General features: G+C 63.1%; 26 protein-coding genes. 22 read left to right on the forward strand and 4 right to left on the reverse strand.

Annotation, left to right across the window (positions count from 1 at the left end; genetic code table 11):
- Positions 1 to 135 precede the first annotated feature (135 nt).
- Positions 136 to 372: a hypothetical protein gene (locus QCE49_RS27050; protein ID WP_008353743.1), complete on the reverse strand. Its 237-nt coding sequence runs from the start codon at positions 370 to 372 to the stop codon at positions 136 to 138.
- 150 nt (positions 373 to 522) lie between these two features.
- Here QCE49_RS27050 and QCE49_RS27055 point away from each other — a divergent pair, with 150 nt between their 5' ends.
- Positions 523 to 819 (forward strand): YciI-like protein, encoded by a 297-nt coding sequence (locus QCE49_RS27055; RefSeq protein WP_008353742.1) that lies wholly within the window; start codon positions 523 to 525, stop codon positions 817 to 819.
- A 13-nt stretch (positions 820 to 832) separates the two neighbouring features.
- Here QCE49_RS27055 and QCE49_RS27060 read toward each other — a convergent pair whose 3' ends face one another.
- Together QCE49_RS27060 and QCE49_RS27065 are read right to left on the reverse strand one after the other, a co-directional pair.
- Positions 833 to 1,825, reverse strand: a complete 993-nt coding sequence (locus QCE49_RS27060) for a LysR family transcriptional regulator (protein WP_033536340.1) — start codon at positions 1,823 to 1,825, stop codon at positions 833 to 835.
- A 187-nt stretch (positions 1,826 to 2,012) separates the two neighbouring features.
- Positions 2,013 to 3,278 (reverse strand): mechanosensitive ion channel family protein, encoded by a 1,266-nt coding sequence (locus QCE49_RS27065; protein ID WP_250458895.1) that lies wholly within the window; start codon positions 3,276 to 3,278, stop codon positions 2,013 to 2,015.
- Positions 3,279 to 3,496: 218 nt separating this feature from the next.
- On the opposite strand from QCE49_RS27065, the gene QCE49_RS27070 reads away from it, so the two are divergent.
- From QCE49_RS27070 to QCE49_RS27150, 17 genes are all read left to right on the forward strand, one after another.
- Positions 3,497 to 4,471, forward strand: a complete 975-nt coding sequence (locus QCE49_RS27070) for a MurR/RpiR family transcriptional regulator (RefSeq protein ID WP_250458897.1) — start codon at positions 3,497 to 3,499, stop codon at positions 4,469 to 4,471.
- The gene (locus QCE49_RS27075) at positions 4,468 to 5,442 is read left to right on the forward strand and encodes an isoaspartyl peptidase/L-asparaginase family protein (protein WP_250458899.1); all 975 of its coding nucleotides are present in this window, start codon (positions 4,468 to 4,470) and stop codon (positions 5,440 to 5,442) included. The genes QCE49_RS27070 and QCE49_RS27075 overlap by 4 nt, the downstream gene beginning before the upstream one ends.
- Entirely contained in the window at positions 5,439 to 7,331 is a 1,893-nt protein-coding gene (locus tag QCE49_RS27080) for a dipeptide ABC transporter ATP-binding protein (RefSeq protein WP_250458901.1), read from the forward strand. Before QCE49_RS27075 ends, QCE49_RS27080 begins: the two co-directional genes overlap by 4 nt.
- Before the next feature lie 49 nt (positions 7,332 to 7,380).
- Positions 7,381 to 8,931: a glutathione ABC transporter substrate-binding protein GsiB gene (gene gsiB, locus QCE49_RS27085; RefSeq protein ID WP_250458902.1), complete on the forward strand. Its 1,551-nt coding sequence runs from the start codon at positions 7,381 to 7,383 to the stop codon at positions 8,929 to 8,931.
- A gap of 46 nt (positions 8,932 to 8,977) precedes the next feature.
- Positions 8,978 to 9,898, forward strand: coding sequence for a glutathione ABC transporter permease GsiC (gene gsiC / locus QCE49_RS27090; protein ID WP_008353734.1), 921 nt, complete (start codon positions 8,978 to 8,980; stop codon positions 9,896 to 9,898).
- 7 nt (positions 9,899 to 9,905) lie between these two features.
- Positions 9,906 to 10,796 carry a glutathione ABC transporter permease GsiD gene (gene gsiD / locus QCE49_RS27095; RefSeq protein ID WP_250458904.1) on the forward strand — a complete coding sequence of 297 codons (891 nt, stop codon included), beginning with the start codon at positions 9,906 to 9,908 and terminating at the stop codon, positions 10,794 to 10,796.
- A complete protein-coding gene (locus QCE49_RS27100; RefSeq protein ID WP_250458906.1) occupies positions 10,793 to 11,803 on the forward strand; it encodes a P1 family peptidase in 1,011 nt (336 codons plus the stop codon). Before gsiD ends, QCE49_RS27100 begins: the two co-directional genes overlap by 4 nt.
- Entirely contained in the window at positions 11,800 to 12,618 is an 819-nt protein-coding gene (locus QCE49_RS27105) for a M55 family metallopeptidase (RefSeq protein WP_250458916.1), read from the forward strand. Before QCE49_RS27100 ends, QCE49_RS27105 begins: the two co-directional genes overlap by 4 nt.
- A 57-nt stretch (positions 12,619 to 12,675) precedes the next feature.
- The gene (locus QCE49_RS27110) at positions 12,676 to 12,924 is read left to right on the forward strand and encodes a hypothetical protein (RefSeq protein ID WP_033536342.1); all 249 of its coding nucleotides are present in this window, start codon (positions 12,676 to 12,678) and stop codon (positions 12,922 to 12,924) included.
- Between the two features lie 33 nt (positions 12,925 to 12,957).
- A complete protein-coding gene (gene crcB / locus QCE49_RS27115) occupies positions 12,958 to 13,335 on the forward strand; it encodes a fluoride efflux transporter CrcB (RefSeq protein WP_008353729.1) in 378 nt (125 codons plus the stop codon).
- A gap of 168 nt (positions 13,336 to 13,503) precedes the next feature.
- Positions 13,504 to 13,983: a GNAT family N-acetyltransferase gene (locus QCE49_RS27120; protein WP_008353727.1), complete on the forward strand. Its 480-nt coding sequence runs from the start codon at positions 13,504 to 13,506 to the stop codon at positions 13,981 to 13,983.
- Positions 13,984 to 14,105: 122 nt separating this feature from the next.
- The gene (gene hutH / locus QCE49_RS27125) at positions 14,106 to 15,635 is read left to right on the forward strand and encodes a histidine ammonia-lyase (RefSeq protein WP_250458918.1); all 1,530 of its coding nucleotides are present in this window, start codon (positions 14,106 to 14,108) and stop codon (positions 15,633 to 15,635) included.
- Positions 15,632 to 16,327, forward strand: coding sequence for a histidine utilization repressor (gene hutC / locus QCE49_RS27130; protein WP_008353725.1), 696 nt, complete (start codon positions 15,632 to 15,634; stop codon positions 16,325 to 16,327). Before hutH ends, hutC begins: the two co-directional genes overlap by 4 nt.
- 2 nt (positions 16,328 to 16,329) lie before the next feature.
- Positions 16,330 to 16,902 carry a HutD family protein gene (locus tag QCE49_RS27135; RefSeq protein WP_250440480.1) on the forward strand — a complete coding sequence of 191 codons (573 nt, stop codon included), beginning with the start codon at positions 16,330 to 16,332 and terminating at the stop codon, positions 16,900 to 16,902.
- Between the two features lie 31 nt (positions 16,903 to 16,933).
- Positions 16,934 to 18,313, forward strand: coding sequence for a formimidoylglutamate deiminase (locus tag QCE49_RS27140; RefSeq protein ID WP_250440481.1), 1,380 nt, complete (start codon positions 16,934 to 16,936; stop codon positions 18,311 to 18,313).
- Positions 18,314 to 18,321: 8 nt separating this feature from the next.
- Entirely contained in the window at positions 18,322 to 19,128 is an 807-nt protein-coding gene (hutG, locus tag QCE49_RS27145; protein ID WP_250458920.1) for an N-formylglutamate deformylase, read from the forward strand.
- A 318-nt stretch (positions 19,129 to 19,446) separates the two neighbouring features.
- Positions 19,447 to 19,770, forward strand: coding sequence for a DUF4148 domain-containing protein (locus tag QCE49_RS27150; RefSeq protein ID WP_033536343.1), 324 nt, complete (start codon positions 19,447 to 19,449; stop codon positions 19,768 to 19,770).
- A gap of 178 nt (positions 19,771 to 19,948) precedes the next feature.
- Here QCE49_RS27150 and QCE49_RS27155 read toward each other — a convergent pair whose 3' ends face one another.
- Positions 19,949 to 20,671, reverse strand: coding sequence for a TetR/AcrR family transcriptional regulator (locus tag QCE49_RS27155; RefSeq protein ID WP_250440483.1), 723 nt, complete (start codon positions 20,669 to 20,671; stop codon positions 19,949 to 19,951).
- A gap of 382 nt (positions 20,672 to 21,053) precedes the next feature.
- On the opposite strand from QCE49_RS27155, the gene QCE49_RS27160 reads away from it, so the two are divergent.
- The 4 genes from QCE49_RS27160 to QCE49_RS27175 all read left to right on the forward strand — a co-directional run bounded on the left by QCE49_RS27160 (position 21,054) and on the right by QCE49_RS27175 (position 26,625).
- The gene (locus tag QCE49_RS27160) at positions 21,054 to 22,334 is read left to right on the forward strand and encodes a Zn-dependent hydrolase (RefSeq protein WP_008353719.1); all 1,281 of its coding nucleotides are present in this window, start codon (positions 21,054 to 21,056) and stop codon (positions 22,332 to 22,334) included.
- A gap of 87 nt (positions 22,335 to 22,421) precedes the next feature.
- Positions 22,422 to 23,756, forward strand: coding sequence for an NAD(P)-dependent oxidoreductase (locus QCE49_RS27165; RefSeq protein WP_008353717.1), 1,335 nt, complete (start codon positions 22,422 to 22,424; stop codon positions 23,754 to 23,756).
- Positions 23,757 to 23,777: 21 nt separating this feature from the next.
- On the forward strand, positions 23,778 to 25,064 hold the full coding sequence (gene preA / locus QCE49_RS27170) for an NAD-dependent dihydropyrimidine dehydrogenase subunit PreA (protein ID WP_008353716.1): 1,287 nt from the start codon (positions 23,778 to 23,780) through the stop codon (positions 25,062 to 25,064).
- Between the two features lie 73 nt (positions 25,065 to 25,137).
- Entirely contained in the window at positions 25,138 to 26,625 is a 1,488-nt protein-coding gene (locus tag QCE49_RS27175) for an NCS1 family nucleobase:cation symporter-1 (protein ID WP_250458922.1), read from the forward strand.
- The last annotated feature ends 169 nt before the right edge of the window (positions 26,626 to 26,794 follow it).

Below are 26,794 nucleotides of genomic sequence, written 5' to 3' on the forward strand. Positions count from 1 at the left end.
GAATTTCCTTTCTACATGAGCGCTTAACGCAAGCGCAGAAGCGCAGCGGATTCTATATGCACAGTTATCCTAAAAAGAATCGTGCAAACTTCTTTACAAAAACGGTGCTTCGATGCGACTTGCCTTACGCTTTTTTTAGCGTGCAAGCGGGCTCATTTGCGAGAAAAATTTGAGAATCCGCTTGCAGGCGATGCCGAGCCACGACGGTTCGGCGGGCGCGGTTTCCGCGCTTTTCACGGAAAGCGCGACGAGCGACAGCATGGAATGAGACTGGATGAGCGTGCGATACGAAGCGTCGAGCGGCGACGTCCACGCGCACGAGCGGCAATCGTGCTTCGCGCACATATTGCAGGGAGGTTGATCGCGGTTCATGGCAGAGTCCTTTACAAGTATCCGCACATGATCTTCGATACGGGATCGCAAGGCGATCAGAGCCTTCCGATTGAACTCTTGGTTTTATTTTCGGAAATAGGACAAACTAGCTTGATAAATCCGGCACTGTTCGCACGAAAGGAGATGGCGATGCACTATCTGTTGATTTACGAACTTCGGTCTGACTATCTGGAGCGCCGCGCGCAGTTTCGCGATGAACATCTGGCGCTCGCGTGGGCGGCGGTCGAACGGGGCGAAATCGTGCTCGCCGGGGCGCTCGATGCACCCACCGATCGCGCGATGCTGCTGTTTCACAGCGAATCGCCCGCCGCCGCCGAAGATTTCGCGAAGAACGATCCTTACGTGACGAACGGGCTGGTGGAGCGTTGGGAAGTGCGCAAGTGGAACACGGTCGTGGGCGCGAACGCAGCCACGCCCGTGCGATAGCGCGACGCGAAGATCACGCGTCGGCGGTTTCTTCCTCCGGCCGGTCCCGCCGCGAGGAACCGCGCCGCTGCGCCGAGCGATACAGGCTCGTCAACGTATCGTCGATCTGTTGCGAACGCTCGAAGAGCGTCGCGAGCCAGTCGACGAACGCGGATACGCGCGGCGTCGCCTGACGGCTCTTCAGGAACGCCACCGACACCTTGAGCGGCGGCGATTTCCATTGCGGCAGCACTTCGCGCAACTGTCCCGAGCGCAGATAAGGCTGCGCCGCGATCCGCAGCGGCTGAATGAGCCCGAGCCCTTCGACGCCGCACGCGAGGTACGCGTGCTCGTCCGCGACCTGAACGAAACCGCGCATCTTCATCGTGACGGCTTCGCCGTCGACAGCGAAATCGAAATCGGCCGGGCGCCCGCTTTTCTCGGCAAGACAGTTCACCGCGACGTGCTGCGCGAGCTCGTCGAGCGTTTCCGGCGTGCCGTGCTTCTCCAGATACGCGGGACTCGCGCACGTCACCTGTTCGAGCATGCCGAGCCGGCGCGCGATCAATCCGGAATCGGGCAATTCGCCGAGCTGCACGCTGCAATCGACGCCTTCGCCGACGAGATCCACATTGCGATTGCCGATGCCGATCGACAGTTCGATCTGCGGATAGCGCGCGTGGAACTCCGGCAGCGCGGGCACGACGATCGACGTCGCGACGGTATCCGGCATTTCGACGCGCAGCCGTCCGCGCAGGCGCTCTTCGCCCGCGCCGAAACCGGATTCGAGCTCGTCGATATCGGCGAGAATTTGCGCGCAGCGCTCGTAATAAGCGGCGCCGTCGACGGTGAGATTCAGGCGCCGCGTCGTGCGTGCGAGCAATTGCACGCCGACTAGCGCTTCGAGTTGTTGCACGGTCGTCGAAACACTCGCGCGCGGCATGCCGAGCGACTCGGCGGCGCGCGTGAAACTGTTCGTATCGACGACACGCGTAAAGACACGCATGGCATGGACGCGATCGATCACGTTGAGTTTTCCTTTTATGACGATTGAATGGCGATGCGCGAGAAAAAACGACTTCACCGCGGCTGCGAAACCGCGGAAAAAAGGCGCATCGGCGATGGTTGAATCGTACGGACGGGAAGCGTCAACGTGAATACACAAAAATGGCGGATTCTTGCCTGATTCTTTTCGACGGCGAATCCTGCGCGCGTCACAGCATCGGCATTTCGCCGCGCAGGCGGCCCGCGACGCCCGAGAAGTCGCTGCCCGACGGCGCCTGATAAAGCCGCAGGCCCATCTCGGGAAGGATCGAGAGCAGATGATCGAAGACGTCGCCCTGAATGCGCTCGTATTGCGTCCACGCGGTGGTCGCGGTGAAGCAATAAACCTCGACAGGGATGCCGTCCGATTGCGGCTCCATCATTCGCACCATGATCGCCATGTCCTGGCGAATCTCCGGATGGCGCTGCAAAAACGCAAGCCCGTACGCGCGGAACGTGCCGATGTTCGTGAGCCGCCGCCGGTTCGCGGGCTCGTTCGCGAGTTCGCCGAGATTGCGGTTGGTTTGCTCCACCTCGGTCTGCTTCTGTTCCAGATAATCGTGCAGCAGGCGAAAGCGTTTCAGGCGCGCAGTCTCTTCCTCGGTGAGAAAGCGCACGCATTGCGCGTCGATACGCATCGTCCGCTTGATGCGCCGCCCGCCCGATTCGAACATGTGCCGATAGTTGCGATAGCTCTCCGAAAAGAGCTTGTAGGTCGGCACCGTGGTCACGGTGTTGTCCCAGTTCTGCACCTTGACGGTGTGCAGCGCGATGTCCTTCACGAAGCCATCGGCGGCGGCTTGCGGCATTTCGATCCAGTCGCCGATGCGCAGCATGTCGTTCGACGTCAGTTGCGTGCTCGCGACGAGCGACAGCAAGGTGTCCTTGAACACGAGCAGCAGCACGGCCGAGAGCGCGCCGAGACCGGAGAGCATCCAGAGCGGCGAACGGTCGATCAGTATCGACAGGACGAGCACGCCGCATACGAGCGCGAGTCCGAGCTTGCCGATCTGGATGTAGCCTTTGATCGAGCGTGTCTGCGCTTCCTTGCTTTCCGCATAAACGTCCTGCCACGCGGACAGGGCGCTGCCCGCGGCGAAGAACATGCAGATCCACGCGCCGCCGTGCGCGACGCGGCCGATGATCGTCGCCCAGTGACCGATGCGCGGCACTTCGTCGATGCCGAGCGCGACCGTCGCGAACGGCACCGCATACCAGAGCCGGTGATAAGCGCGATGCTTGATGAACGCGCGGTCCCACTTCTGATGCCCCGCGAGCACGAGCAGGCGATGCGCGACATGGAGCACGATGCGGGCCACGACCCATTGCACGAAGAGCGCGATCATTGCGAGCGCGACGAGACCCGCGACCGTTTGCGCCCACGGATGAATGGCGAGCAGATGCGGCAGCGGACCGGGCAGGAAATCGAAATTCATAGGGATCGTGGAGGACTGAAGACGCGCGATCTTGCATCGCGACGCGCTTCGTATTGTGCATGATCGTGCGCGTTCGAGGCATCGGATGCGGCCGAGTTGCGGGCCGTGGCGCGCCTTATCGAAAACCCGAGTTCGATGAAAATGAATTTTTTTTGGCCGGATTTTCGAGTAAATATACTTTCATCGCGTTCAATCGCCATGAGGGCGCAGCGCATTTCATGTCCCGTTCACTATCGGTCCGTGCGCCGGCGAGCGCCGACGATCTGATCTCCGCGCGCATCGCGGCGGCCATGCCGACGCTCACGCCGATCCATCGGCGCATGGGGGCGTTCGTGCTCGCGAATCTGTTCCGCTCGGCGACGATGCGTATCGACGAACTGGCGGGCGCGGTGGGCGCGTCGGTGGCGACGGCGAACCGTTTTGCGCGCGCGCTCGGCTTCTCCGGCTATCCCGCGTTTCGCGAGGCGCTCGTGCGCGGCTTCGAGGCGACCATCGCGCCGGTCGAGCGCTTGCGCACCGCGCTCGAATCGCCGGCGAGCGGCGCCGAAGTATTCGATGCATCGCTTGCACAGGCGGCGGCGAATCTGCGTCTCGCGCAAACATCCGTCGATGGCGCGAGGGCCGAAGCGATCGTCGATACGATTCTCGCCGCGCCGCGCGTCTTCGTGATCGGCTACGGCGCGAGCGCGTTTCTCGCCGGCCTGATGGAGCACGGTCTCACGCCGTATTGCGCGAACGTGCAATCGCTCGCGCTGATGGGCGGGCCGTCGCACGCGGCGCGCAGGCTTTTCACGGCTTCGCGCGGCGATGTGCTCGTCGCGATCGCGTTCCCGCGCTATGTCGACGACACCATCACGCTTGCGCGGCTCGCGCGCGATCACGGGTTGCGCGTGGTCGCGTTGACGGACAGCGCCGCGTCGCCGCTCGCGCAGGTCGCCGATCTCGTGCTCGCGATCCGCGCCGAACGCAGGCTCGCGGCGAATTGCGATACCGCCGTGCTCGCCGTCATCGAAGCGCTGTGCGATGCGGTCGCGCATCGGGCGAAGCGTTCGGTGGAGGCGGCATCGGGATTGACCGAATTCGTGTTGCCGTGGCTCGTCGCCCCGGCGCTCGCCAAAGATGCGCGCGCCGCTCATACGACGCGCCGCACGACCGTGAAACGACACACTCACAGGGAACCGCGCGACTCATGAAGGTCACACCAGTCATTGCGATTCACGGCGGCGCGGGCACGCTCCTGCGCAGCGCGATGAACGCCGAAACGGAAGGGCGCTATCTCGCCGCGCTCACCGACATTCTCAGCGCGGCTCAGCGCGTGCTCGCCGATGGCGGCAGCGCGCTCGACGCCGTCACCGAAGCCGTGCGTCTGCTCGAAGACTGTCCGCTCTTCAACGCGGGGCACGGCGCGGTGTTCACGGCGGCCGGCACGCACGAACTCGACGCCTCCGTGATGGACGGCGCGACGCTCGAAGCGGGCGCGATCAGTTGCGTGACGCGCGTGAAGAACCCGGTGCTCGCCGCGCGCCGCGTGCTCGACGCGAGCGATCACGTCATGTTTACGGGCGCCGGCGCGGAAGCCTTCGCGCAGTCGCAGGGTCTCGAATTCGTCGATCCGTCGTACTTCTACACGGAAGCGCGCTTTCAGCAATGGCAGAAGGCGCGTGGCACGTCCGGCACCATGCTCGATCACGATGCGATGACGAAATTCGCCTTCGATAACGGCCCGGACGATCCTATCGATCCCGACAAGAAGTTCGGCACGGTCGGCGCGGTCGCGCTCGATTCGAACGGTCATCTCGCGGCGGCGACGTCGACGGGCGGCATCACGAACAAGCAGGCGGGTCGCGTCGGCGATGCGCCCCTGATCGGCGCGGGCTGCTATGCGAACGACGCGACGTGCGCGGTCTCCACGACGGGCACGGGCGAGATGTTCATCCGCATGCTCGCGGCGTATGACGTGTCGGCGCAGATGGAATATCGCGGCGTGTCGCTGGAAGAAGCATCGAACGATGTCGTGATGAACAAGCTGCCGCGCATCGAAGGACGCGGCGGACTCGTCGCCGTCGATGCGAAAGGCAACGTCGTGTTGCCGTTCAACACGCAAGGCATGTATCGCGGATTCGCGCGCGTGGGCGAAGCGCCCGTCACGGCGATCTATCGATGATGACGCTGCCCGAAGCGTGCGTCATCGACGTACACGGCCTGTCCGTGAATTTTCGCTCGCGCTCGCGCACCATCGAAGCGGTGCGCAACATCTCGTTTAGCGTCGACCGCGGCGAGACCCTTGCGATCGTCGGCGAATCGGGCTCGGGCAAGTCGGTCACGTCGCTCGCGCTCATGCGTCTCGTCGAGCATGGCGGCGGACAGATCGTGTCGGGCAGCATCGCGTTTCGCCGGCGCAACGGGCAAGTGCCCGATCTCGCGAAAGCATCGTCGGCGACGATGCGCGGCGTGCGCGGCGCGGACATCGCGATGATCTTCCAGGAGCCGATGACATCGCTCAATCCCGTGTTCACGGTCGGCGACCAGATCGCGGAAGCGATCGCGTTGCATCAAGGCAAGAGCCGTTCCGATGCGCGCGCCGAAGCATTGCGTCTGCTCGATCTCGTGCGGATTCCCGAGGCGAGGCGCGTGTTCGCGCGCTATCCGCATCAGTTGTCGGGCGGCATGCGCCAGCGCGTGATGATCGCGATGGCGCTCTCGTGCAAGCCCGCGCTCTTGATCGCCGATGAGCCGACGACCGCGCTCGACGTGACGATTCAGGCGCAGATCCTGCAACTCGTGCGCGGCTTGCAGGACGAGATGAACATGGGCGTGATCTTCATCACGCACGACATGGGCGTGGTCGCGGAAGTGGCCGATCGCGTGCTCGTCATGTATCGCGGCGAGAAGGTGGAAGAGGCGCCATCGGACGCGCTGTTTCATGCGCCGAAGCATCCGTACACGAAAGCGCTGCTCGCCGCCGTGCCGACGCTCGGCGCGATGCGCGGCACCGATCGTCCCGCGAAATTCCCGATCCTCGAAGTCGAGTCCGCCGACATCGCGCCCGACGATGCGAGCGCGTTGCGTCCGTCGGAAGCGGTCGAGAAGGAGAAGCAGCCCGCCGTCGATGAAGCCATTGAACCGATACTGCGCGTGCGCGATCTGGTCACGCGCTTTCCGGTGAAGAGCGGCCTCTTTGGCCGAACGACGGCGGCGGTGCACGCGGTCGAACGCGTGAGCTTCGACTTGCGGCCTGGCGAAACGCTTGCGCTCGTCGGCGAATCGGGTTGCGGCAAATCGACGACGGGACGTTCGCTGCTCAGGCTCGTCGAGAGCCAGAGCGGGTCCATCGAATTCGATGGACGCGATATCAGCAAGCTCGAAGGTCACGCGTTGCAGGCGCTCAGGCGCAATATCCAGTTCATTTTTCAGGACCCGTTCGCGTCGCTCAATCCGCGTCTGACCGTGGGCTTTTCGGTGATGGAACCGCTGCTCGTGCATGGCGTCGCGAGCGGAAGACAAGCACAGGCGCGGGTCGACTGGCTGCTCGACAAAGTGGGCTTGCCGCCCGAAGCCGCGCAACGTTATCCGCATGAATTCTCGGGCGGTCAGAGGCAGCGCATCGCGATTGCGCGCGCGCTCGCGTTGAACCCGAAAGTCGTGATCGCCGATGAATCCGTGTCCGCGCTCGATGTCTCCGTGCGCGCGCAGATCGTCAATCTGATGCTGGATTTGCAGCGCGAACTGGGCGTCGCGTATCTCTTCATTTCGCACGACATGGCGGTCGTGGAGCGCGTGAGTCATCGCGTGGCGGTGATGTATCTCGGGCAGATCGTCGAGATCGGGCCGCGCGCGGCGGTGTTCGAAGCGCCGCGTCATCCGTACACGCGCAAGCTGATGAGCGCGGTGCCGGTCGCCGATCCGTCGCGTCGGCACGCGAAGCGCATGCTCGCCGCCGACGAGATTCCAAGCCCGATCCGCAAGCTCGGCGATGAGCCGATCGTCGCAAAACTGGTTGCTGTCGGACCTGATCACTTTGTCGCCGAGCATCACGTTGGCGGCGCTTACTAAAAGCAATTCGAAGAGCACCTCGAAAAGCACTTCAACAAGGAGTCCAACGATGCCGTCCTTCAAATTGCGCGCGATGCTCGCAGCAAGCGCGTTCGCCACATTGACCGTTCTCGCGCCGGTCGCTGCGCACGCGCAAAGCACCGCCGTGATGGCCGTCGCCTCGACCTTCACGACGATGGATCCGTACGACGCCAACGACACGCTCTCGCAAGCCGTGGCGAAGTCGTTCTACGAAGGCTTGTTCGGTTTCGACAAGGACATGAAGATTCGCAACGTGCTCGCGACGAGCTACGAGGCGAGCTCCGACGCGAAGGTGTACACGATCCATCTGCGCAAGGACGTGAAGTTCCAGGACGGCACCGACTTCAACGCCGATGCGGTGAAGGCCGTCTTCGACCGCGTGACGAATCCGGACAACAAGCTGAAGCGCTACAACCTCTTCAACAAGATCGAGAAGACCGAAGTGGTCGATCCGTACACGGTGAAGATCACGCTGAAGATTCCGTTCTCGGCGTTCATCAACGTGCTCGCGCACCCGTCGGCGGTGATGATCTCGCCGACCGCGCTGCAGAAATACGGCAAGGACATCGCGTTCCATCCGGTCGGCACGGGGCCGTTCGAGTTCGTCGAATGGAAGCAGACCGACGACCTGAAAGTGAAGAAGTTCGCGGGCTACTGGCGCAAGGGATTGCCGAAGATCGACATGATCGACTGGAAGCCCGTGGTCGATAACAACACGCGCGCCGCGCTCATGCAAACGGGCGAAGCGGACTTCGCGTTCTCGATTCCGTTCGAGCAGGCCGCGACGCTCAAGTCGAGTCCGAAGGTCGATCTGATCGCGGCGCCTTCGATCATTCAGCGCTACGTCAGCATGAATACGCTGCAGAAGCCCTTCGACAATCCGAAGGTGCGCGAGGCGATGAACTACGCGATCAACAAGGAAGCGCTCGTCAAGGTCGCGTTCGCGGGTTATGCCGTGCCGTCCGAAGGCGTCGTGCCGCCGGGCGTCGACTACGCGACGCCGAAGCTCGGACCGTGGAAATACGATCCCGCGAAGGCGCGCGAGCTGTTAAAGGAAGCCGGTTATCCGAACGGCTTCGAAACCGTGTTGTGGTCCGGCTATAACCACACGACCGCGCAGAAGATCATCCAGTTCGTGCAGCAGCAACTCGCGCAAGTGGGCGTGAAGGCATCGGTCGAAGCGCTCGAAGCGGGGCAGCGCGTGCAGCGCATCGAGAGCGCGCCCGATCCGAAGACCGCGCCGGTACGCATGCTCTACATCGGCTGGTCGTCGTCGACGGGCGAAGCGGACTGGGCGATCTCGCCGCTCCTGAGCGGCGGCTCGTTCCCGCCGAAGCTCTTTAACACGGCGTACTACAAGAACGATCAAGTCGATGACGATCTGCAAAAAGCGCTCGCGACGACCGATCGCAACGAGAAAGCGAAGCTCTACGCCGATGCGCAAAAACGCATCTGGGCCGATGCACCGTGGATCTTCCTCGTCACGGAAAAGGTCGTGTATGCGCGCAGCAAGCGTCTGTCGGGCGCATACGTGATGCCGGACGGTTCGTTCAACTTCGACGAAATCGCAATCAAGTGATGGACGACGGCCGGGCTTCATCGCCCGGCCTTATCTGACGAACACGATGCTCAACTTCATCGCCAAACGCCTGTTCGGATTGCTGCCGACACTCTTCATCGTCGCAGTGCTGGTGTTCTTCTTCGTGCACATGCTGCCGGGCGATCCCGCGCGTCTCGCAGCAGGCGCGGAAGCCGACGAAGCCACGGTCGCGCTCGTGCGCGCCGATCTCGGCCTCGACAAGCCGCTGCCGCAACAGCTCGTGAGCTTCTTCGGCAAGGTCGTGCATTTCGATTTCGGCATGTCCACGCGCAGCAAGCGGCCCGTGTCGACGGAAATCGCCGAGCGCTTCATGCCGACCTTGTGGCTCACGCTCGCGAGCATGGTATGGGCCGTGATCTTCGGCATGACCATCGGCATCGTGTCGGCGGTGTGGCGCAATCGCTGGCCCGATCGACTGGGCATGACGCTCGCGGTGTCGGGCATCTCGTTTCCGGCCTTCGCGCTCGGCATGCTGCTGATGGAAATCTTCTCGGTGAAGCTCGGCTGGCTGCCCATCGTCGATGACGGAACGTGGAAAGGCTACGTGCTGCCATCGATCACGCTGGGCGCGGCGGTGGCCGCCGTCATGGCGCGCTTCACGCGCGCGTCGTTCGTCGAAGTGCTCGGCGAGGACTTCGTGCGCACCGCGCGCGCAAAGGGCGTGCATGAGCCGATGGTCATCGTGAAGCACTGCCTGCGCAACGCGATGATTCCCGTCGTCACGATGATGGGCCTGCAATTCGGCTTTCTGCTCGGCGGCTCGATCGTCGTCGAGAAGGTGTTCAACTGGCCGGGCCTTGGCCGCCTGCTCGTCGATGCCGTCGAGATGCGCGACTATCCCGTGATTCAGGCAGAGGTGCTGCTGTTCTCGCTGGAGTTCATCGTGATCAATCTGATCGTGGACGTGCTGTACGCGATCATCAATCCGACCATTCGCTTCAAGTGAGGACGCGATGAGCGTGACAGCCGAAAGCGCGGCAACCGCGCTGCAAGAGATCCGCACGCCGTGGACCGAGTTCTGGCGCAAGTTCAGGCGGCAACACATCGCGATGATCGCGGCCGTGTTCGTGCTGCTGCTGATCGTGATCGCGATCATCGCGCCGTACATCGCGCCGTATGACCCGGAAAACTACTTCGACTACGACGCCCTCAACGCCGGTCCTTCGGCTGCGCACTGGTTCGGCGTTGATGCTCTGGGCCGCGACATTCTGAGCCGCATACTCGTCGGCAGCCGCATATCGTTGACGGCGGGATTACTCTCGGTCGTGCTCGGCGCGGTGATCGGCACGTTCTTCGGCTTGCTCGCGGGCTACTACGAAGGATGGTGGGACCGCATCGTGATGCGTATCGCGGACGTGCTCTTCGCGTTTCCCGGCATTCTGCTCGCGATCGGCGTCGTCGCGATTCTCGGTAACGGCATGGTGAATGTCGTGTGCGCGGTCGCGATCTTCAGCATTCCCGCGTTCGCGCGGCTCGTGCGCGGCAATACGCTCGCGCTGAAGCATCTCACGTATATCGAGGCGGCCAAGAGCATCGGCGCCTCGGACTGGACGATACTCGCGCGGCACATTCTGCCCGGCACGATTTCATCGGTGGTCGTGTACTTCACGATGCGGATCGGCACGTCGATCATCACGGCCGCGAGCCTGTCGTTTCTCGGACTCGGCGCGCAGCCGCCGACGCCCGAGTGGGGCGCGATGCTCAACGAAGCGCGCGCCGACATGGCGATGGCGCCGCATGTCGCCATCTTCCCGAGTCTCGCGATCTTCTTCACGGTGCTCGCGTTCAATCTGCTCGGCGACGGCCTGCGCGACGCGCTCGATCCGAAGCTCGACCGGCCATGATGCACATCGGCTCGCTCGTCGCGGGGCCGCGCGGCACGATCGCGGATGTCGCGGGCGTGACGGTCGGTCATTGCACGCTTGCGCAAGGCGCGGTGCAGACCGGCGTCACGGTGATTCGTCCGCATGACGGCGACGTGTATCGCGACAAGGTGCCCGCTGCGGCGTGCGTCATCAACGGGTTCGGCAAGAGCGTCGGGCTCGTTCAGGTCGACGAGCTTGGCGTGATCGAAACGCCGATCGCGCTGACCAACACGTTCGGCGTCGGCACGCTCGCCAATGCGCAGATTCGCGCGGCCATTGCTGCGAATCCGCGCATCGGACGCGAAGACCCGAGCGTGAATCCGCTCGTGTTCGAATGCAACGATGGCTATCTCAACGACATGCAGGCGCTCGCGATTCACGAAGCGCACTACACGAGCGCACTCGATGCGTGCAGTGTCGAGTTCGAGCGCGGCGCGGTCGGCGCCGGGCGGGGCATGTCGTGCTTCGAACTGAAGGGCGGCATGGGTTCGGCTTCGCGTGTGGTGCATATCGGCGGCGACGCTTATACGACGGGCGCGCTCGTGCTCGCCAATTTCGGCAAGCTGCAGCAATTGATTGTCGAAGGCGAAGCGCTCGGTCGCAAACTTCAATCGAGCATCGATGAGAAGCCCGAGCAAGGATCGATCATCATGTTGATCGCCACCGATGCGCCGCTCGATGCACGTCAGTTGCGCCGTCTCGCGATGCGCGCCGCCGCCGGTCTCGCACGCACCGGATCGGTCTTCGGACACGGCAGCGGCGACATCTCGCTCGCCTTCACGACCGCGTACACCGTGCCGCACGATGCAGACTTCATCGCGATGCCGCCGCTCATCAACGACGCGCGTCTCGATCCGCTGTTTCAAGCCGCCGCCGATGCCACCGAACAGGCGATCCTCGATGCGCTTTACAGCGCGGAAACGGTCGCCGGGCGCAACGGTCATCGGCGCATCTCACTCAAGGACGCATTGAGAACACGACCATGAAAGTGCTGATCTCGGTGGATATCGAAGGCATCGCGGGCGTGTTTCATCCGGAGCAGACGCGCGCCGGCAACACGGAATACGAACAGGCGCGCCGCTGGATGTCGCGCGAAGCCGATGCGGCCGCGCAAGGTGCATTCGATGGCGGCGCGACGCAAGTCTGGATCAACGATTCGCATGGCGGCTTTCGCAATCTGATGCCCGATCTCATCGATCAACGCGCGCGGCTCGTGCTCGGCAAGCCGCGCACGCTCGGCATGATGGCGGGACTGGAAGCATCGCCGGAAATCGTGTTCATGATCGGCTATCACGCGCGCGCGCAAAGCCGCGGCATTCTCGCGCATACGATCAACAGCGCGGCCTTTGCGCGCGTCATGCTCGACGGCGAGGAAGTGGGCGAGGCCGGACTCTATGGGCGGCTTGCCGAGGAACGCGGCGCACGCGTCGCGCTGCTGACCGGCGACGACGTGTTCGGCGCCGAAACGCTGCCCGCATTCCCAGGCGCGCGCTTTCTCTGCGTGAAGACGGCGCACGGCTATTCGAGCGGTGTCACCGAAACGCCCGCCGCAGCGTGCGAGGCGATCCGGCTCGCCGCGCGCGAAACGATCGAAACGTCTTCCGGACATGCCCGCCGTCCGGCGATCACGGAACACCGCTGCGAGTTGCGCGCGCAAACGAGCGCATTCGCCGATCTCTTCTGCCAATGGCCGACGCTCGAACGCATCGATGCCGTGACGCTCGCTTTCGATGCGCCTTCGATGGAGGATGTCGTGCGGATACTCAATTGCCTTTCGGCAATGTCTTTCATGATACGGTGAGTGGTTGAACCAGGCGCTTCGAGTATCGTTAGAATGGCGTCTTTCGCGAGACCGCTCATGGTTTCGACTTGCTTGCAGACGACGCTCATGCATACCGTGAAGCTTGAACATAACGACGACGAAGTCCTCGATCCCGCCGATCCGCAACTTGTCGTGCGCGGCTCGCTCTTCATCGACGGTCACGATGCCGGTTGCTGGGAAGAGCGGCGCGACGGCACATGGGCGGCGCATGTGCGGCACAAGGGCGGCTGGATCGTCGAGACGAGCCGTGGCGCGCTGATCGAGCGGCTCGCCCGCGGGGCATAACGCAGTTTTCTTCGAACTGATTTAACACATTTCATGTATCTGTCGATCATCGCCGTGGGGCTCGGCGGCGGGCTGGGTTCGTTGCTCAGATGGGTCCTCGGCTTGCGCCTGAATGCGATTTTTCCGAATCTGCCGCTCGGCACCTTTGCGGCGAACGTCATTGCGGGCTACATCATCGGCGTAGCGGTCGCTTTTTTCGCGCGCTTTCCCGATATTTCGGTGGAATGGCGCCTGTTCATCATCACCGGATTGATGGGCGGCCTGTCCACGTTTTCCACGTTCTCGGCCGAAGTGGTCGCGCATCTGCAGCAAGGGCGGCTCGGCTGGGCGCTCGGGGAGATCGCGATTCACGTTGGCGCGTCGCTCGTGATGACCGCGCTCGGCATCGCGACGGTGGCCGTCGCTTCCTGAAGGACCCGATCGGCGGCGCGGCATCGGCATCCGTCTTTTTATCGATTTGAACGTTTGCGCGCGCCGATTCCACTCATTCCCGTAAAGTTTTTTTTCCCGCGTTTTGAACGCTAGACCCTCGCTGCTTCGGCAGCGGTTTTTTCTTTTGACAGTAACGAAGGTGATGAAATGCCAGGCCTGCCGCTCATCGAAGTCAGACCGTATCGTGCGAGCGATCTCGACGGTGTAATCGATCTGTTCCAACGCGCCGTTCGCGAAACGGCATCGGCCGACTATAACGAAGCGCAGATCGCAGCCTGGTCGCAAGCCGATCGCGACGAATGGGAACTCGCGCGCTTGAGCCGCCCGACTTGGGTCGGACTTGTCGACGGCGAACTCGCGGGCTTCGCCGATCTCGAGAAGAACGGTCTCATCGACATGATGTTCGTCGATCCGATACATCAGCGCAAAAGCGTGGCGACGTCGCTGCTCGCGCGCATCGAGGCCGAAGCGGAGGTGCTCGGCCTGACGACGCTGCATACCTATTCGAGCGTCACGGGGCGGCCTTTCTTCGAATATTGTGGTTTCACGATGCTGCTGGCGCGCGCCGTCGTCGTGCGGCAGCAGCGCTTTGTCCAGTTCGTGATGGAGAAAGTGTTGGATCTGTGAAATCTGTATAGACAACACGCGTCGATCTTCCGGGGCGAGCCTAGTGAAATCCCGGATAACCCCTTGTTTCGTCCTTTCTGCGCGATTAGACTTGAGTCTAACTTGTATAGACAGGACGAACCATGATCACGCTTACGCCCGGAAAACTGACGCTGCCGCAACTGCGCCGCATCGCGCGAGGCTCGGACCCGCTTCTGCTCGATCCGGCCAGCTTCGACGCGATCGATGCCAGCGCGCGCGCAGTCGCCGCGATCGCCGCGAAGGGCGATCCGGCTTACGGCATCAATACGGGCTTCGGGCGGCTCGCCAATACGCACATTCCGGCCGATCAGCTGGAACTGCTGCAAAAGAATCTCGTGCTGTCGCATGCGGTGGGCGTGGGCGAGCCGATGTCGCGTCCGGTCGTGCGGCTTTTGATGGCGCTCAAGCTGTCGAGTCTCGGGCGCGGCCATTCGGGCATCCGCCGCGAAGTCATCGACGCGCTCATCACGCTCTTCAACGCCGACGTCCTGCCGATCATCCCGATCAAGGGTTCGGTCGGCGCATCGGGCGACCTCGCGCCGCTCGCGCATATGTCGACGGTGCTGCTCGGCATCGGCGAAGTCACGATTCGCGGTGAGCGCGCCAGTGCGCTCGACGGTCTGGCGGTCGCGGGCCTCAAGCCGCTCACGCTGCAGGCGAAGGAAGGTCTCGCGCTGCTGAACGGCACGCAGGCGTCGGCGGCGCTCGCGCTTTACAACCTTTTCGCGATCGAAGATCTGTTCCGCACCGCGCTCGTCGCGGGCGCGCTGTCCGTCGATGCAGCCGCCGGCTCGGTCGTTCCGTTCGATGCGCGCATCCATGAACTGCGCGGTCATCGCGGGCAGATGGAAGCCGCATCGGCGTATCGCACGCTGCTGAAGGGCTCCGGCATCAATCTGTCGCACGCGGATTGCGACAAGGTGCAGGACCCGTACAGCCTGCGCTGCCAGCCGCAGGTGATGGGCGCGTGCCTCGACCAGATGCGCCACGCGGCGGATGTCCTGCTGATCGAATCGAACGCCGTCTCCGACAACCCGCTGATCTTCCCCGATACGGGCGAAGTGCTCTCGGGCGGTAACTTCCACGCGGAGCCGGTCGCGTTCGCCGCCGACAATCTCGCGCTCGCCGCAGCCGAAATCGGCGCGCTCGCGGAACGCCGCATCGCGCTTTTGATCGACGCGACGCTCTCGGGCCTGCCGCCGTTCCTGGTGCGCGATGGCGGCGTCAACTCCGGCTTCATGATCGCGCACGTGACGGCGGCCGCGCTCGCATCGGAGAACAAGACGCTCGCGCATCCGGCGTCGGTCGATTCGCTGCCGACGTCCGCGAATCAGGAAGATCACGTCTCGATGGCGACGTTCGCCGCGCGCAAGCTCGGCGACATCGCCAGCAACACCGCGAACATCCTCGCGATCGAACTGCTCGCGGCGGCGCAAGGCGTCGATCTGCGCGCGCCGCATCGGACGAGCGCGCCGCTCGCCGAAGTGATGAAGACGCTGCGCGCGCACGTGCCGCACTACGACCTCGACCATTACTTCGCGCCCGACATCGCCGCGATCGCGACGCTCGTGCAGCAAGGCGCGATCGCGCGGCACAGCCCGTTCTCGTTCGCGTCGGAACAAGCTGAATGAGCACGCCCGCGTATCAGGAGATCAAGGACTACATTCTCCAGCGCATTCATATCGGCGAGTGGAAGGAGGGCGACCAGGTGCCTTCCGAAAACGAGCTTGCGCGCGAATTCAAGGTCGCGCGCATGACCGTGAACCGCGCGCTGCGCGAACTGACCGCCGAACAGGTGCTGACGCGCGTGCAGGGCGCGGGCACCTTCGTCGCGCAGCCGAAATACGCGTCGACGCTCGTCGAGATTCGCAGCATTTCGGATGAAATCGTCGCGCGCGGTCACACGTATCGCGCGCAGGTGCTGCATTTGGGCGCGTCGATCGTCGACGAAGCGCTCGCCGCCGAAATGCATCTCGCGCTCGGCAGCCCGGTGTTTCATTCGCGCGTGCTGCATTTCGAAAACGACGAGCCGGTACAGATGGAAGAACGTTACGTGAATCCCGCGCTGGCGCCGGAATACGCGCGCCAGGATTTCACGACGATCACGCCGAACCAGTATCTGATGACCGCCGCGCCGCTGCAGCGCGTCGAGTATCGGATCGAGGCATCGGTGCCGTCGGCGGAAATTCGGCTCGCGCTCGCGATGGCCGAGCACGAGCCGTGTCTGCTGCTGCATCGGCGCACGTGGTCGCGCGATGCGGTGGCGTCGGTTGCGAATCTCTGGCATCCCGGCGACCGCTACCAATTCACCGGACACTTCTGAACGTGACGATCATTCGTGCCGATTCGCTGACGCCCACGCCGTGGAAGAACGGCGGCGGCATCACGCGCGAGATCGCGGCGGGGCCGCAGGGCGTGTCGCTCGATGCGTTCGCGTGGCGTCTGTCGCTCGCCGACGTCGCATCCGACGGCGCGTTCTCGAAGTTCGAGGGCGTCGATCGCGTGCTCGTGCTGCTCGACGGCGCGGGCATGCGTCTGACGGAAGCGCACGGCAACGTGCATGTTCTCGATGCGCCGCTCGCAATCGCGCGCTTTGCCGGCGAGACGCCGATTCACGCCACGCTCCTCGCCGGCCCGACGCGCGATTTCAACTTGATGGTGCGCCGCGATCGCGCGCGCGCAACGGTGAACGCCGGGCGCGCGTCATGCTCGCTCGCGTTCGAACACGACGTGACGTTTCTGTTCTGCGTGCAAGGGCGGCTCGACATCAAGTTCGCCGACGACACATGCCATACGCTCGAAGCAGGCGACACCTCGCGCATCGATGGCGCGAGCGCGCTCGAATGCGCGGTTCAGGATGGCGCATCGTGGCTGCATATCGGCATCGACATGATGTAGACGCGCATCGACATAACAACGGAGACAAGCGATGAACGCATTCTTCGCGGAGCACGCGCGCCTCGCCGATGGCTGGCGTCGCGACGTGCTGCTCGAATGGGACGACGCCGGCACGCTCGTGCGCGTCACGCCGGACAGCGCGGCGCCCGCGGGCGTCGAGCGCGCGAAAGGACCGATCCTGCCCGGCATGCCGAATCTGCACTCGCACGCGTTCCAGCGTGCGATGGCGGGCCTCACCGAGTATCGCGCGAGCGTCGCCGATACGTTCTGGAGCTGGCGCGATCTCATGTATCGCTTCGCCGCGCGGATCGGCCCGGAATCGATCGCGGATATCGCGCACTGGCTTTACATCGAGATGCTGAAGGCCGGCTACACGTCGGTGTGCGAGTTTCATTACGTGCATCACGCGCCCGATGGCGCGCCGTACGCGAATCGCGCGGAACTCGCGGAGCGCGTCGTCGATGCGGCGGAGCGCGCGGGCATCGGCATGACGATGCTGCCGGTGCTCTACGAATACAGCGGCTTCGGCAAGAGCGCGCCGCGCGACGATCAGCGGCGCTTTCTCAATACGCCCGATTCGCTGCTCGGGCTCATCGACGCCCTCGCGCGCTCGCGGCCCGAAAACGGCGCGCGGCGTTACGGCGTCGCGCCGCATTCGTTGCGCGCGGTGTCGGGCGAATCGCTCGCGGCGCTCATCGAGGGAATCGATGCGCGTTTTGAGCGCGCGCCGGTGCATATCCATATCGCCGAACAGATGGCCGAAGTGGACGCCTGCGTCGCGGCTACGGGGCATCGTCCGGTGGACTGGCTGCTCGAACATTTCAACGTCGATGAGCGCTGGTGCCTCGTGCACGCGACGCACGTCGATGCCCGCGAATGCGCGCGTCTCGCGGCGAGCGGCGCGGTCGCGGGTCTGTGTCTCACGACCGAAGCGAATCTCGGCGACGGCGTGTTCCCGTCGCGCGATTATCTCGACGCGGGCGGGCGCATCGGCGTCGGGTCCGACAGTCATGTCGGCGTCGACTGGCGCTCGGAGCTGCGTCTGCTGGAATACGGGCAGCGCCTTTGCCGCCAGCAACGCAACGTGCTGGCGTCGCCGACGCAAAGCCGTCCGGCCGATCGTCTTTTCGATGCCGCGCTCGATGGCGGCGCGCACGCGACGGGACGCGCTGTCGGTGCGCTCGCGCAAGGCTTGCGCGCCGACTGGCTCGTGCTCGACGACGCGCATCCGGGCATCGGCGGACATGCGAGCGACGCGTGGATGTCGAGCGCGGTGTTTTGCGAGCATGGCGAGACGCCGATCCGCGATGTCTTCGTCTCCGGCCGCAAGGTGATCAACGCGCGCCGTCACGCCGACGAAGACGAAGCGCTCGCGCGTTATCGCGCCGCCTTGCGCGGCTTGCTGGATTGAGGTCTCACATGAACGGCTCTTCGATCTTCACGCTGGAACGCGGCAACGCGCCGCTCCTGATTTCGATTCCGCACCGCGGCACGCAGATTCCCTGCGCGCTCGCCGACGAGATGACGCCCGTCGCCAAGCTCACCGAGGATTGCGATTGGCATCTCGAACGCCTCTATGCGTTTGCGCGCGATCTGGGCGCATCGATCCTGACGCCGCACTACGCGCGCTATGTCGTCGATCTGAACCGCCCGCCCGACGACGCGAATCTCTATCCCGGCCGCGACACGACGGGGCTCTGTCCGGTCGATACCTTCGACAAGGCGCCGCTCTACAAGCCGGGCCACGAGCCGTCGCGCGATCAGATCGATGCGCGCCGCGCGATGTACTGGCAGCCGTATCACGATGCGCTCGCCGGCGAGCTCGATGCGCTGCGGCAGACGCACGGCCGCGTGCTGCTATGGGAAGCGCATTCGATCCGCTCGGTCGTGCCGCGCTTTTTCGATGGCCGCCTGACCGATTTCAACTTCGGCACGGCGGATGGCGCGTCGGCGGCGCCGGGGCTGGCGGAACGGCTTGCGAGCATCGTCGAGCGCGACGGCCGGTACACGACGGTGGCCAACGGGCGCTTCAAGGGCGGCTATATCACCCGGCGTTACGGGCGGCCCGAAGAGGGCGTTCACGCGGTTCAACTGGAGCTTACGCAGGTCAGCTACATGGAAGAAGCGCCGCCATTCGCTTACGACGAAGCCAAGGCGAACGCGATCGAACCGCTGTTGCGCGAGCTCGTATCGGCCGCGCTTGCCTATGCGACCGCGGCTTGCTGACTGTCAGCCGGATGACGAATTGCTGGCGTCGGCGCAATGGCCGGATTCGCAGCGATCTCGCGTGCGCGCGGCGGACGTGAAAATTACGCTGGAAAAACAGTAACTTAAGCAGGGTCCGCCACACGTCCCGCGCACGCCGCGCAACACCGGAGCGAAACGCATTGTTGCGGTCCGGACAATTATGTTTCCTTGAAATTGGGGTTTCCCCTAAGTCCGCGGCCTCCTACACTGTCTTCAAGCGAAACGAAATCAGAAAACGCTTAAAAAGCTTCCGATTCGGTTTCGATTTCAAAACAAGACTACTGGAGGTTCATCATGATCAAGGCATTCGTTCCCGCACTCGTCGTCGCTGCTGCTTTGGCTGCCCCGACTTTCGCTTCGGCACAAAGCAATGCGCCGGTGACTCGCGCTCAAGTCCGCGCTGAACTGGTTCAACTGGAAAAGGCTGGCTACAACCCGTCGGAAGACCGCGTGAACTATCCGCAGAATCTGCAGGCCGCTCAAGCACGCGTGAACGCTGAAAATGGCGCGAACGCTTATGGTCCTTCGACCGCTGGCACTTCGCAATCGGGCGTAGCTGCTCCGGCCGCACGCGCCAACGTGTCGATGTCGGATCGCAACTCGGTCTACTTCGGTCACTAATCGAAGGTTGATGCAGCAGGGCAGTAGATGTGGTGAGCAGTAGCGGTTGAAGTAGCAGCAAGCATCAGAAAGTGCAGTACTTGCGAGAATGCAGTAGTAGTGCGTAGTAAAGCAGTACAGCAGCAAGAAGCAAGAAGCAAGCAGTGAACGCCGGCCGCCATCGAGCGGCCGGCGTTTTTTATTGCGCGTCGTCCTTCTCTTCGATGCGCGGCGACACCGCCCCGCACGCGCGAATCACGAGTCGCACGACTTCTTCCGTCTGTTCATCGAAGGCCTTGCGTGTGAGCGCGCGCTTGCCTTTCAACGCCCGTATCTGCGCATCGAAGTCGGCATAGTGCTGCGTGATCGCCCAGATCATGAACATGAACGTGTCCGGCTCGACCGGCGCGAGCAAGCCGCGCGCGATCCAGCTTTCGATGACGATGACGCGTGTATCGAGCCAGGGCTTCACGCGTTCGTTGAGAATGTCCTGCATGTGATGCGCGCCGTGGATGATCTCGCTCGCCCACACCTTCGAGCCGAGCGGCCTGCGTCGCGACAGGTCCATCTTTGCGCGCACATAGCCGCCGATCGCTTCCACGGGATCGTCGCTGCATTCGAAGGTGTCCGCCGCGCGATGCCAGTCCTCGAACAGATCTTCGAGCACGCGCCGATAGAGCGCGAGCTTTGTCGGAAAGTAGTAATGCAGGTTGGCCTTCGGCAAGCCGGCGCGTTCGGCGATCATCGCCGTGCTCGCGCCTTCGAGTCCTTTCTCCGCGAACACTTCCTCGGCGCAAGCGAGAAGCTGCGCTTCGTTGCTCTCGCGGATTTGCGCCTTGCTACGCCGTGAAGGCGGCGCAGTGTCTTCGTTTCCGGCGATGCCGTTCGCCGCGTCGTCGTATCTCATCGTCGAGTTCTTCATCGTCGAATTCTTGGGCCGTGTGCCGCATCGTGCCTGATTCGCGTCATTCGTGCCATTCGCATGTTTGGCGCTGCATCGCGTCGAAAAGGCCATTGCACCCAATAGCTGCCGATGCTGCATCGCAATGGCACGCTTATCGCTTTATTTGCTCGGTGTTTGCCCGCACACGAAAGACGTTGATTTGCTTATTTTAATCGGCTACAACCTGTCCAACTGGACAGGATTTGAAGAGCGCTCGATTTATCGAAGAGGCGTGTCGTTCGCATCATTCATCGCATAAGAAAAACGTGCACCGGGCGCGTGCAGCATCGCACCGCAAACGTCCGGCATGCACGAAACGAAGTCACTCACATACGAAGTCCGATCGTAAGGAGCGAGGCGAATGAACGTCGTAACGGATGCAATCAGAGAAGCTGGTCTCGATACGTCCATCAAGGTGAACGGTCAGCGTCTATGGGACAGCCTGATGACGATGGCCAAAATCGGCGCGACACCGAAGGGCGGTGTCTGCCGTCTCGCGCTGACCGATCTCGATCGCGAAGGGCGCGATCTCATCGTGAGCTGGGCGAAGGCAGCGGGCTGCACGGTGAGCGTCGATCAGATGGGCAACGTGTTCATGCGCCGCGCAGGACGCAATCTCGACGCGCTGCCGGTGGTTACTGGCTCGCACGCGGATTCACAGCCTACGGGCGGGCGCTTCGACGGCATCTACGGCGTGCTTGGCGGACTCGAAGTGATCCGCTCGCTCAACGATCGCGGCATCGAAACCGAGCATCCGATCGAAGTCGTCATCTGGACCAACGAGGAAGGCTCGCGCTTCGCACCCGCGATGGTTGCGTCGGGCGTGTTCGCGGGCGTGTTCTCGCTCGATTACGGTCTGTCGCGCAAGGACGTCGATGGCAAGACGATCGGCGAAGAACTCGAGCGCATCGGTTATGCGGGCGATGTGCCGTGCGGCGGCCGCAAGCTGCACGCGGCGTTCGAGCTGCATATCGAGCAAGGGCCGATACTCGAGGCCGAAGACAAGACGATCGGCGTCGTCACCGATGCGCAAGGTCAGCGCTGGTACGAGATCACGCTGACGGGCCAGGAAGCCCACGCAGGCCCGACCCCGATGCCGCGCCGCAAGGATGCGCTCCTCGGCGCATCGCGCGTGGTCGATCTCGTGAACCGCATCGGCCTCGACAACGCGCCGCTCGGGTGCGCGACGGTCGGCATGATGCAAGTGCATCCGAACTCGCGCAACGTGATTCCGGGCCGCGTGTTCTTCACCGTCGATTTCCGTCATCCCGACGATGCCGTGCTCGCGCGCATGGATGCCGCGTTGCGCGAGGGCGTGGCACGCATCGCGGGCGAGATCGGTCTGGAGACCGCGCTCGAACAGATCTTCTACTACGAGCCCGTCAAGTTCGACGCCGCGTGCGTCGCTTCCGTGCGGGCGGCGGCGCAGCGCTTCGGCTATTCGCATCGCGACATGGTGTCGGGCGCGGGCCACGATGCGTGCTATCTCGCGCAGGTCGCGCCGACGTCGATGGTGTTCGTGCCGTGCGTCGATGGCATCAGCCACAACGAGATCGAAGACGCGACGCAGGAATGGATCGAGGCAGGCGCGAACGTGCTGCTGCACGCAATGCTGGAGCGCGCGTCCGAACCGGCTTCATAAGCGACGTTTTCTGTTGTTACGTTCAGCACTGTCCGCGTCGATCGAACGCGGACGGCGGGCACTCGTACGTCCTCACAAGGAACGCGCATGACCATGAAATCGACCGGCGATATCGCGAGCCATCGCCTCACGCAGGAACAGCTCGCATGCGAATTCGCGGATGTCGCGCCGCTCCTCGACGCCACCGCCGCCGCTGCCGCCGCGAGCCGCTGCCACTACTGCTACGACGCGCCGTGCGTCCAGGCATGTCCGACGAGCATCGACATTCCAGGCTTCATCCGCAAGATCGGCAACGGCAATCTGAAGGGCGCGGCCGTCGATATCCTGTCGGCCAATCCGCTCGGCGGAATGTGCGCGCGCGTGTGCCCGACGGAGATTCTTTGCGAGGGTAGTTGCGTACGCAACCATCAGGGCGACGAGCCGGTGAAGATCGGCGCGTTGCAGCGTCATGCGACCGATTGGGCGATGGCCAGAGGCGTCGCGTTATTTGAACGCGCGCCGGAATCGGGGCGCCGCATTGCGATCGTCGGTGCGGGACCGGCGGGACTCGCGTGTGCGTATCGGCTTGCGCTTGCGGGGCATCGCGCGGTGATCTTCGATGCGCGCGAGAAGCCAGGCGGACTCAACGAATACGGCATTGCTGCGTACAAGACCGTCGAGGATTATGCGCAGCGCGAAATCGAATGGCTGTATTCGATCGGCGGTATCGAGATCAACATAGGTCAGTCGCTCGGCCGCGACTTCACGCTCGACGGGTTGCGCAAGCAATACGACGCAGTGTTCATCGCGTTCGGCCTTGCTGGCGTGCGCGAGCTGGCGCTCGAAGGCGAAGCGCTCGAAGGCGTGATGAACGCGGTCGATTTCATCGAGCAAGTGCGCGAGGCAGATGATCTCGCGAGCGTGCCGGTCGGGCGGCGCGTCGTCGTGATCGGCGGCGGCAACACCGCGGTCGATGCGTGCGTTCAAAGCCGCAAACTTGGCGCGACGAACGTGACGATGGCGTATCGACGGGGCGTCGAGAACATGAGCGCGACGTGGGCCGAACGTGAGTTCGCGCAGACGAACGGCGTGAGCATCGTCACGCACGCGAATCCGGTGCGATTGGTCGGCGATAACGGGCAGGTGACGGGCGTCGAGTTCGAACGCGGCGGCGAGCGCTTCGTGATCGAAGCGGACATGGTGCTGAAGGCGATCGGGCAAACGCTTGTTCCCGTCGGAATCGATCGCGAGTTATTGACGCTCGATGGCGGGCGCATCGTCACCGACGAGAACCGTCAGACGACGCTCGCGAAAGTCTGGGCCGGCGGCGATTGCGCGACCCATGAAGGACTCGATCTCACCGTGCAGGCCGTACAGGACGGCAAGCTGGCGGCCGCGTCCATCGACGCGTCGTTCGAACTGACTGCGATCAAAGCCGCCTGAGCCAAAAGGAGAACCACGAACATGGCCGATCTGACTTGCAACATCGCCGGCATCACGTCGCCGAATCCTTTCTGGCTCGCGTCCGCGCCGCCGACCGACAAAGCCTACAACGTCAACCGCGCTTTCGAAGCGGGCTGGGGCGGCGTCGTGTGGAAGACGCTCGGGCTTGATCCGCACGTCGTGAACGTGAGTTCGCGTTACGGCGCGGTGCAATGGAACGGACAAAGAATCGCAGGACTGAATAACATCGAACTGATTACGGACAGACCGCTCGACGTGAACTTGCGCGAGATCGAACAGGTGAAGCGCGACTGGCCCGACCGCGCGCTTATCGTCTCGTTGATGGTTCCGTGCAACGAGAAGGACTGGAAGTGGATTCTCACGCAAGTGGAAGACACGGGCGCAGATGCGGTGGAACTGAACTTCGGTTGTCCGCATGGCATGAGCGAACGCGGCATGGGCGCGGCCGTCGGACAAGTGCCTGAATACGTCGAGATGGTGACGCGCTGGGTGAAGGAAGGCACGAAGCTGCCGTGCCTCGTGAAGCTCACGCCGAACATCAGCGATATTCGCATGGGTTCGCGCGCCGCGTTCAAAGGCGGCGCCGATGGCGTGTCGCTCATCAACACGATCAACTCGATCGTTGCGGTCGATCTCGATCAGATGGCGCCGATGCCGACCGTCGACGGCAAGGGCACGCACGGCGGCTATTGTGGTCCCGCCGTGAAGCCGATCGCGCTGAACATGGTCGCCGAAATCGCGCGCGATCCGCAGACGCCGAATCTGCCTATCTCCGGCATCGGCGGCATTTCATCGTGGCGCGATGCGGCGGAATTCATGGTGCTTGGCGCGGGCAGCGTGCAGGTGTGCACGGCCGCGATGCACTACGGCTTTCGCATCGTGTCCGATCTCGCCGATGGCCTCTCGAACTGGATGGACGAGAAAGGCTACGCAACGCTCGATGACATTCGCGGGCGCGCCGTGCCGAACGTCACGGACTGGAAGCATCTCAATCTCAAGTACGACATCAAGGCGCGCATCGATCAGGACAAGTGCATCCAGTGCGGGCTGTGTCATATCGCTTGCGAGGACACATCGCATCAGGCGATCCTGAAGGAGAAGGACGGCAAGCGTCATTTCGAAGTGGTCGATTCGGAATGCGTCGGCTGCAATCTGTGCATGCACGTTTGTCCTGTCGAGCAGTGCATCACGATGGAACGCGTCGATGCGGGCGAATATGCGAACTGGACCACGCATCCGAACAATCCCGCGCGCATCGATGCGGAAGAACCCGCGAAAGCGGCATGAACATAGACATAACGTAGCGCTCGTCGTCGTTGAATCCCCATGATCAACCGCACACTCAACCGGAGTGCATCCGATGAATCAGACAGCGCATGACGTCGAGACGAGCAGCTTGTATAACGATGACCTCGCACCGACCGGCCCCGCACAGCGCACGTGGAAGTGGTATCACTTCGCGGCGCTGTGGGTCGGCATGGTGATGAACATTGCGTCATACATGCTGGCCGCGGGTCTCACGGACCAGGGCATGTCGCCGTGGCAGGCGGTGTTGACGGTTCTGCTCGGCAACATGATCGTGCTCGTGCCGATGTTGCTGATCGGCCATGCGGGCGCGAAGCACGGCATTCCGTATGCGGTACTCGTGCGCTCGTCGTTCGGCACGCAAGGCGCGAAGTTGCCGGCGCTGCTGCGTGCGATCGTCGCGTGCGGTTGGTACGGCATTCAGACGTGGCTGGGCGGCAGCGCCATCTATACGCTCTTGAATATCCTGACGGGAAACGCATTGCATGGCGCGGCGCTGCCGCTCATCGATATCTCGCTCGGACAACTTGCGTGCTTTCTCGTGTTCTGGGCCTTGCAGCTCTACTTCATCTGGCACGGCACCGATTCGATTCGCTGGCTCGAAAGCTGGTCTGCGCCGATCAAGGTTGTGATGTGCATCGCGCTCGTGTGGTGGGCGACGAGCAAGGCGGGCGGCATCGGTTCCATGCTTTCGGCGCCGTCGCAGTTCGTCGCGGGCGGCAAGAAGGAGGGCCTTTTCTGGGCCACGTTCTGGCCGGGGCTCACGGCGATGGTCGGCTTCTGGGCGACGCTCGCGCTGAACATTCCCGACTTCACGCGCTTCGCGCGCACGCAACGCGATCAGGTGATCGGGCAATCGATCGGCCTGCCTGTGCCGATGGCGCTGCTCTCGGTGATCTCGGTTGTCGTCACGTCGGCGACGGTCGTGATCTACGGGAAGGCGATCTGGGATCCGATCGATCTCACGAGCCGCATGACGGGCATCGGTGTGGGCGTGGCACTGATCATCCTCACGCTCGATACGATGTGCTGCAATCTGGCGGCCAATCTTGTTGGACCGGCTTACGATTTTTCGAGCCTTTGGCCGAAGGGGATTTCGTATCGCGCGGGCGGCATGATTACGGCGACGATAGCCATCGTCATGATGCCTTGGAAGATTCTCGCGACTACGCAGGGTTACATCTTCACGTGGCTCGTGGGCTATTCGGCGCTGCTCGGTCCGGTCGCGGGCATTCTGATGGTCGATTACTTTTTGATTCGCGGCACGCGGCTCGATCAGCACGAACTCTTCGATGAAGACGGTGAGTATTCGTATAGCGGCGGATGGAATGTGGCGGCGGTGGTGGCGCTTTTGGTCGGCGTGCTGCCGAATCTGCCGGGTTTTTTGCATACTGCGTTTCCGGGTTCGTTTCCTAACGTGCCCGCGTTTTTCAATACGCTCTATACGTATGCGTGGTTCGTTGGTCTCGTGCTGGCTGCCGTTGTGTATGGATCGTGGATGAAGTTGCGCGGTGGCGCGCGGGCCAGGGTTTTGAGTGCTTGAGTTTTTCGCTTTCGCTTTTGCTTTTGCTTTTGCTTCGCCGGATCCCGTTTTCTTTGTGGTCTATGAGCGTTGCCCCTGTGCGGGGCGGCAGTCACTTTCTTTGCTGCTGCAAAGAAAGCAACTGTATTGAGCGTCAAGGGTTGAGTTGGTAAGGATCATGGTTTTGGGG

The organism is Caballeronia sp. LZ008 (assembly GCF_031451435.1).
GTDB classification, from domain to species: Bacteria; Pseudomonadota; Gammaproteobacteria; order Burkholderiales; family Burkholderiaceae; genus Caballeronia; species Caballeronia zhejiangensis.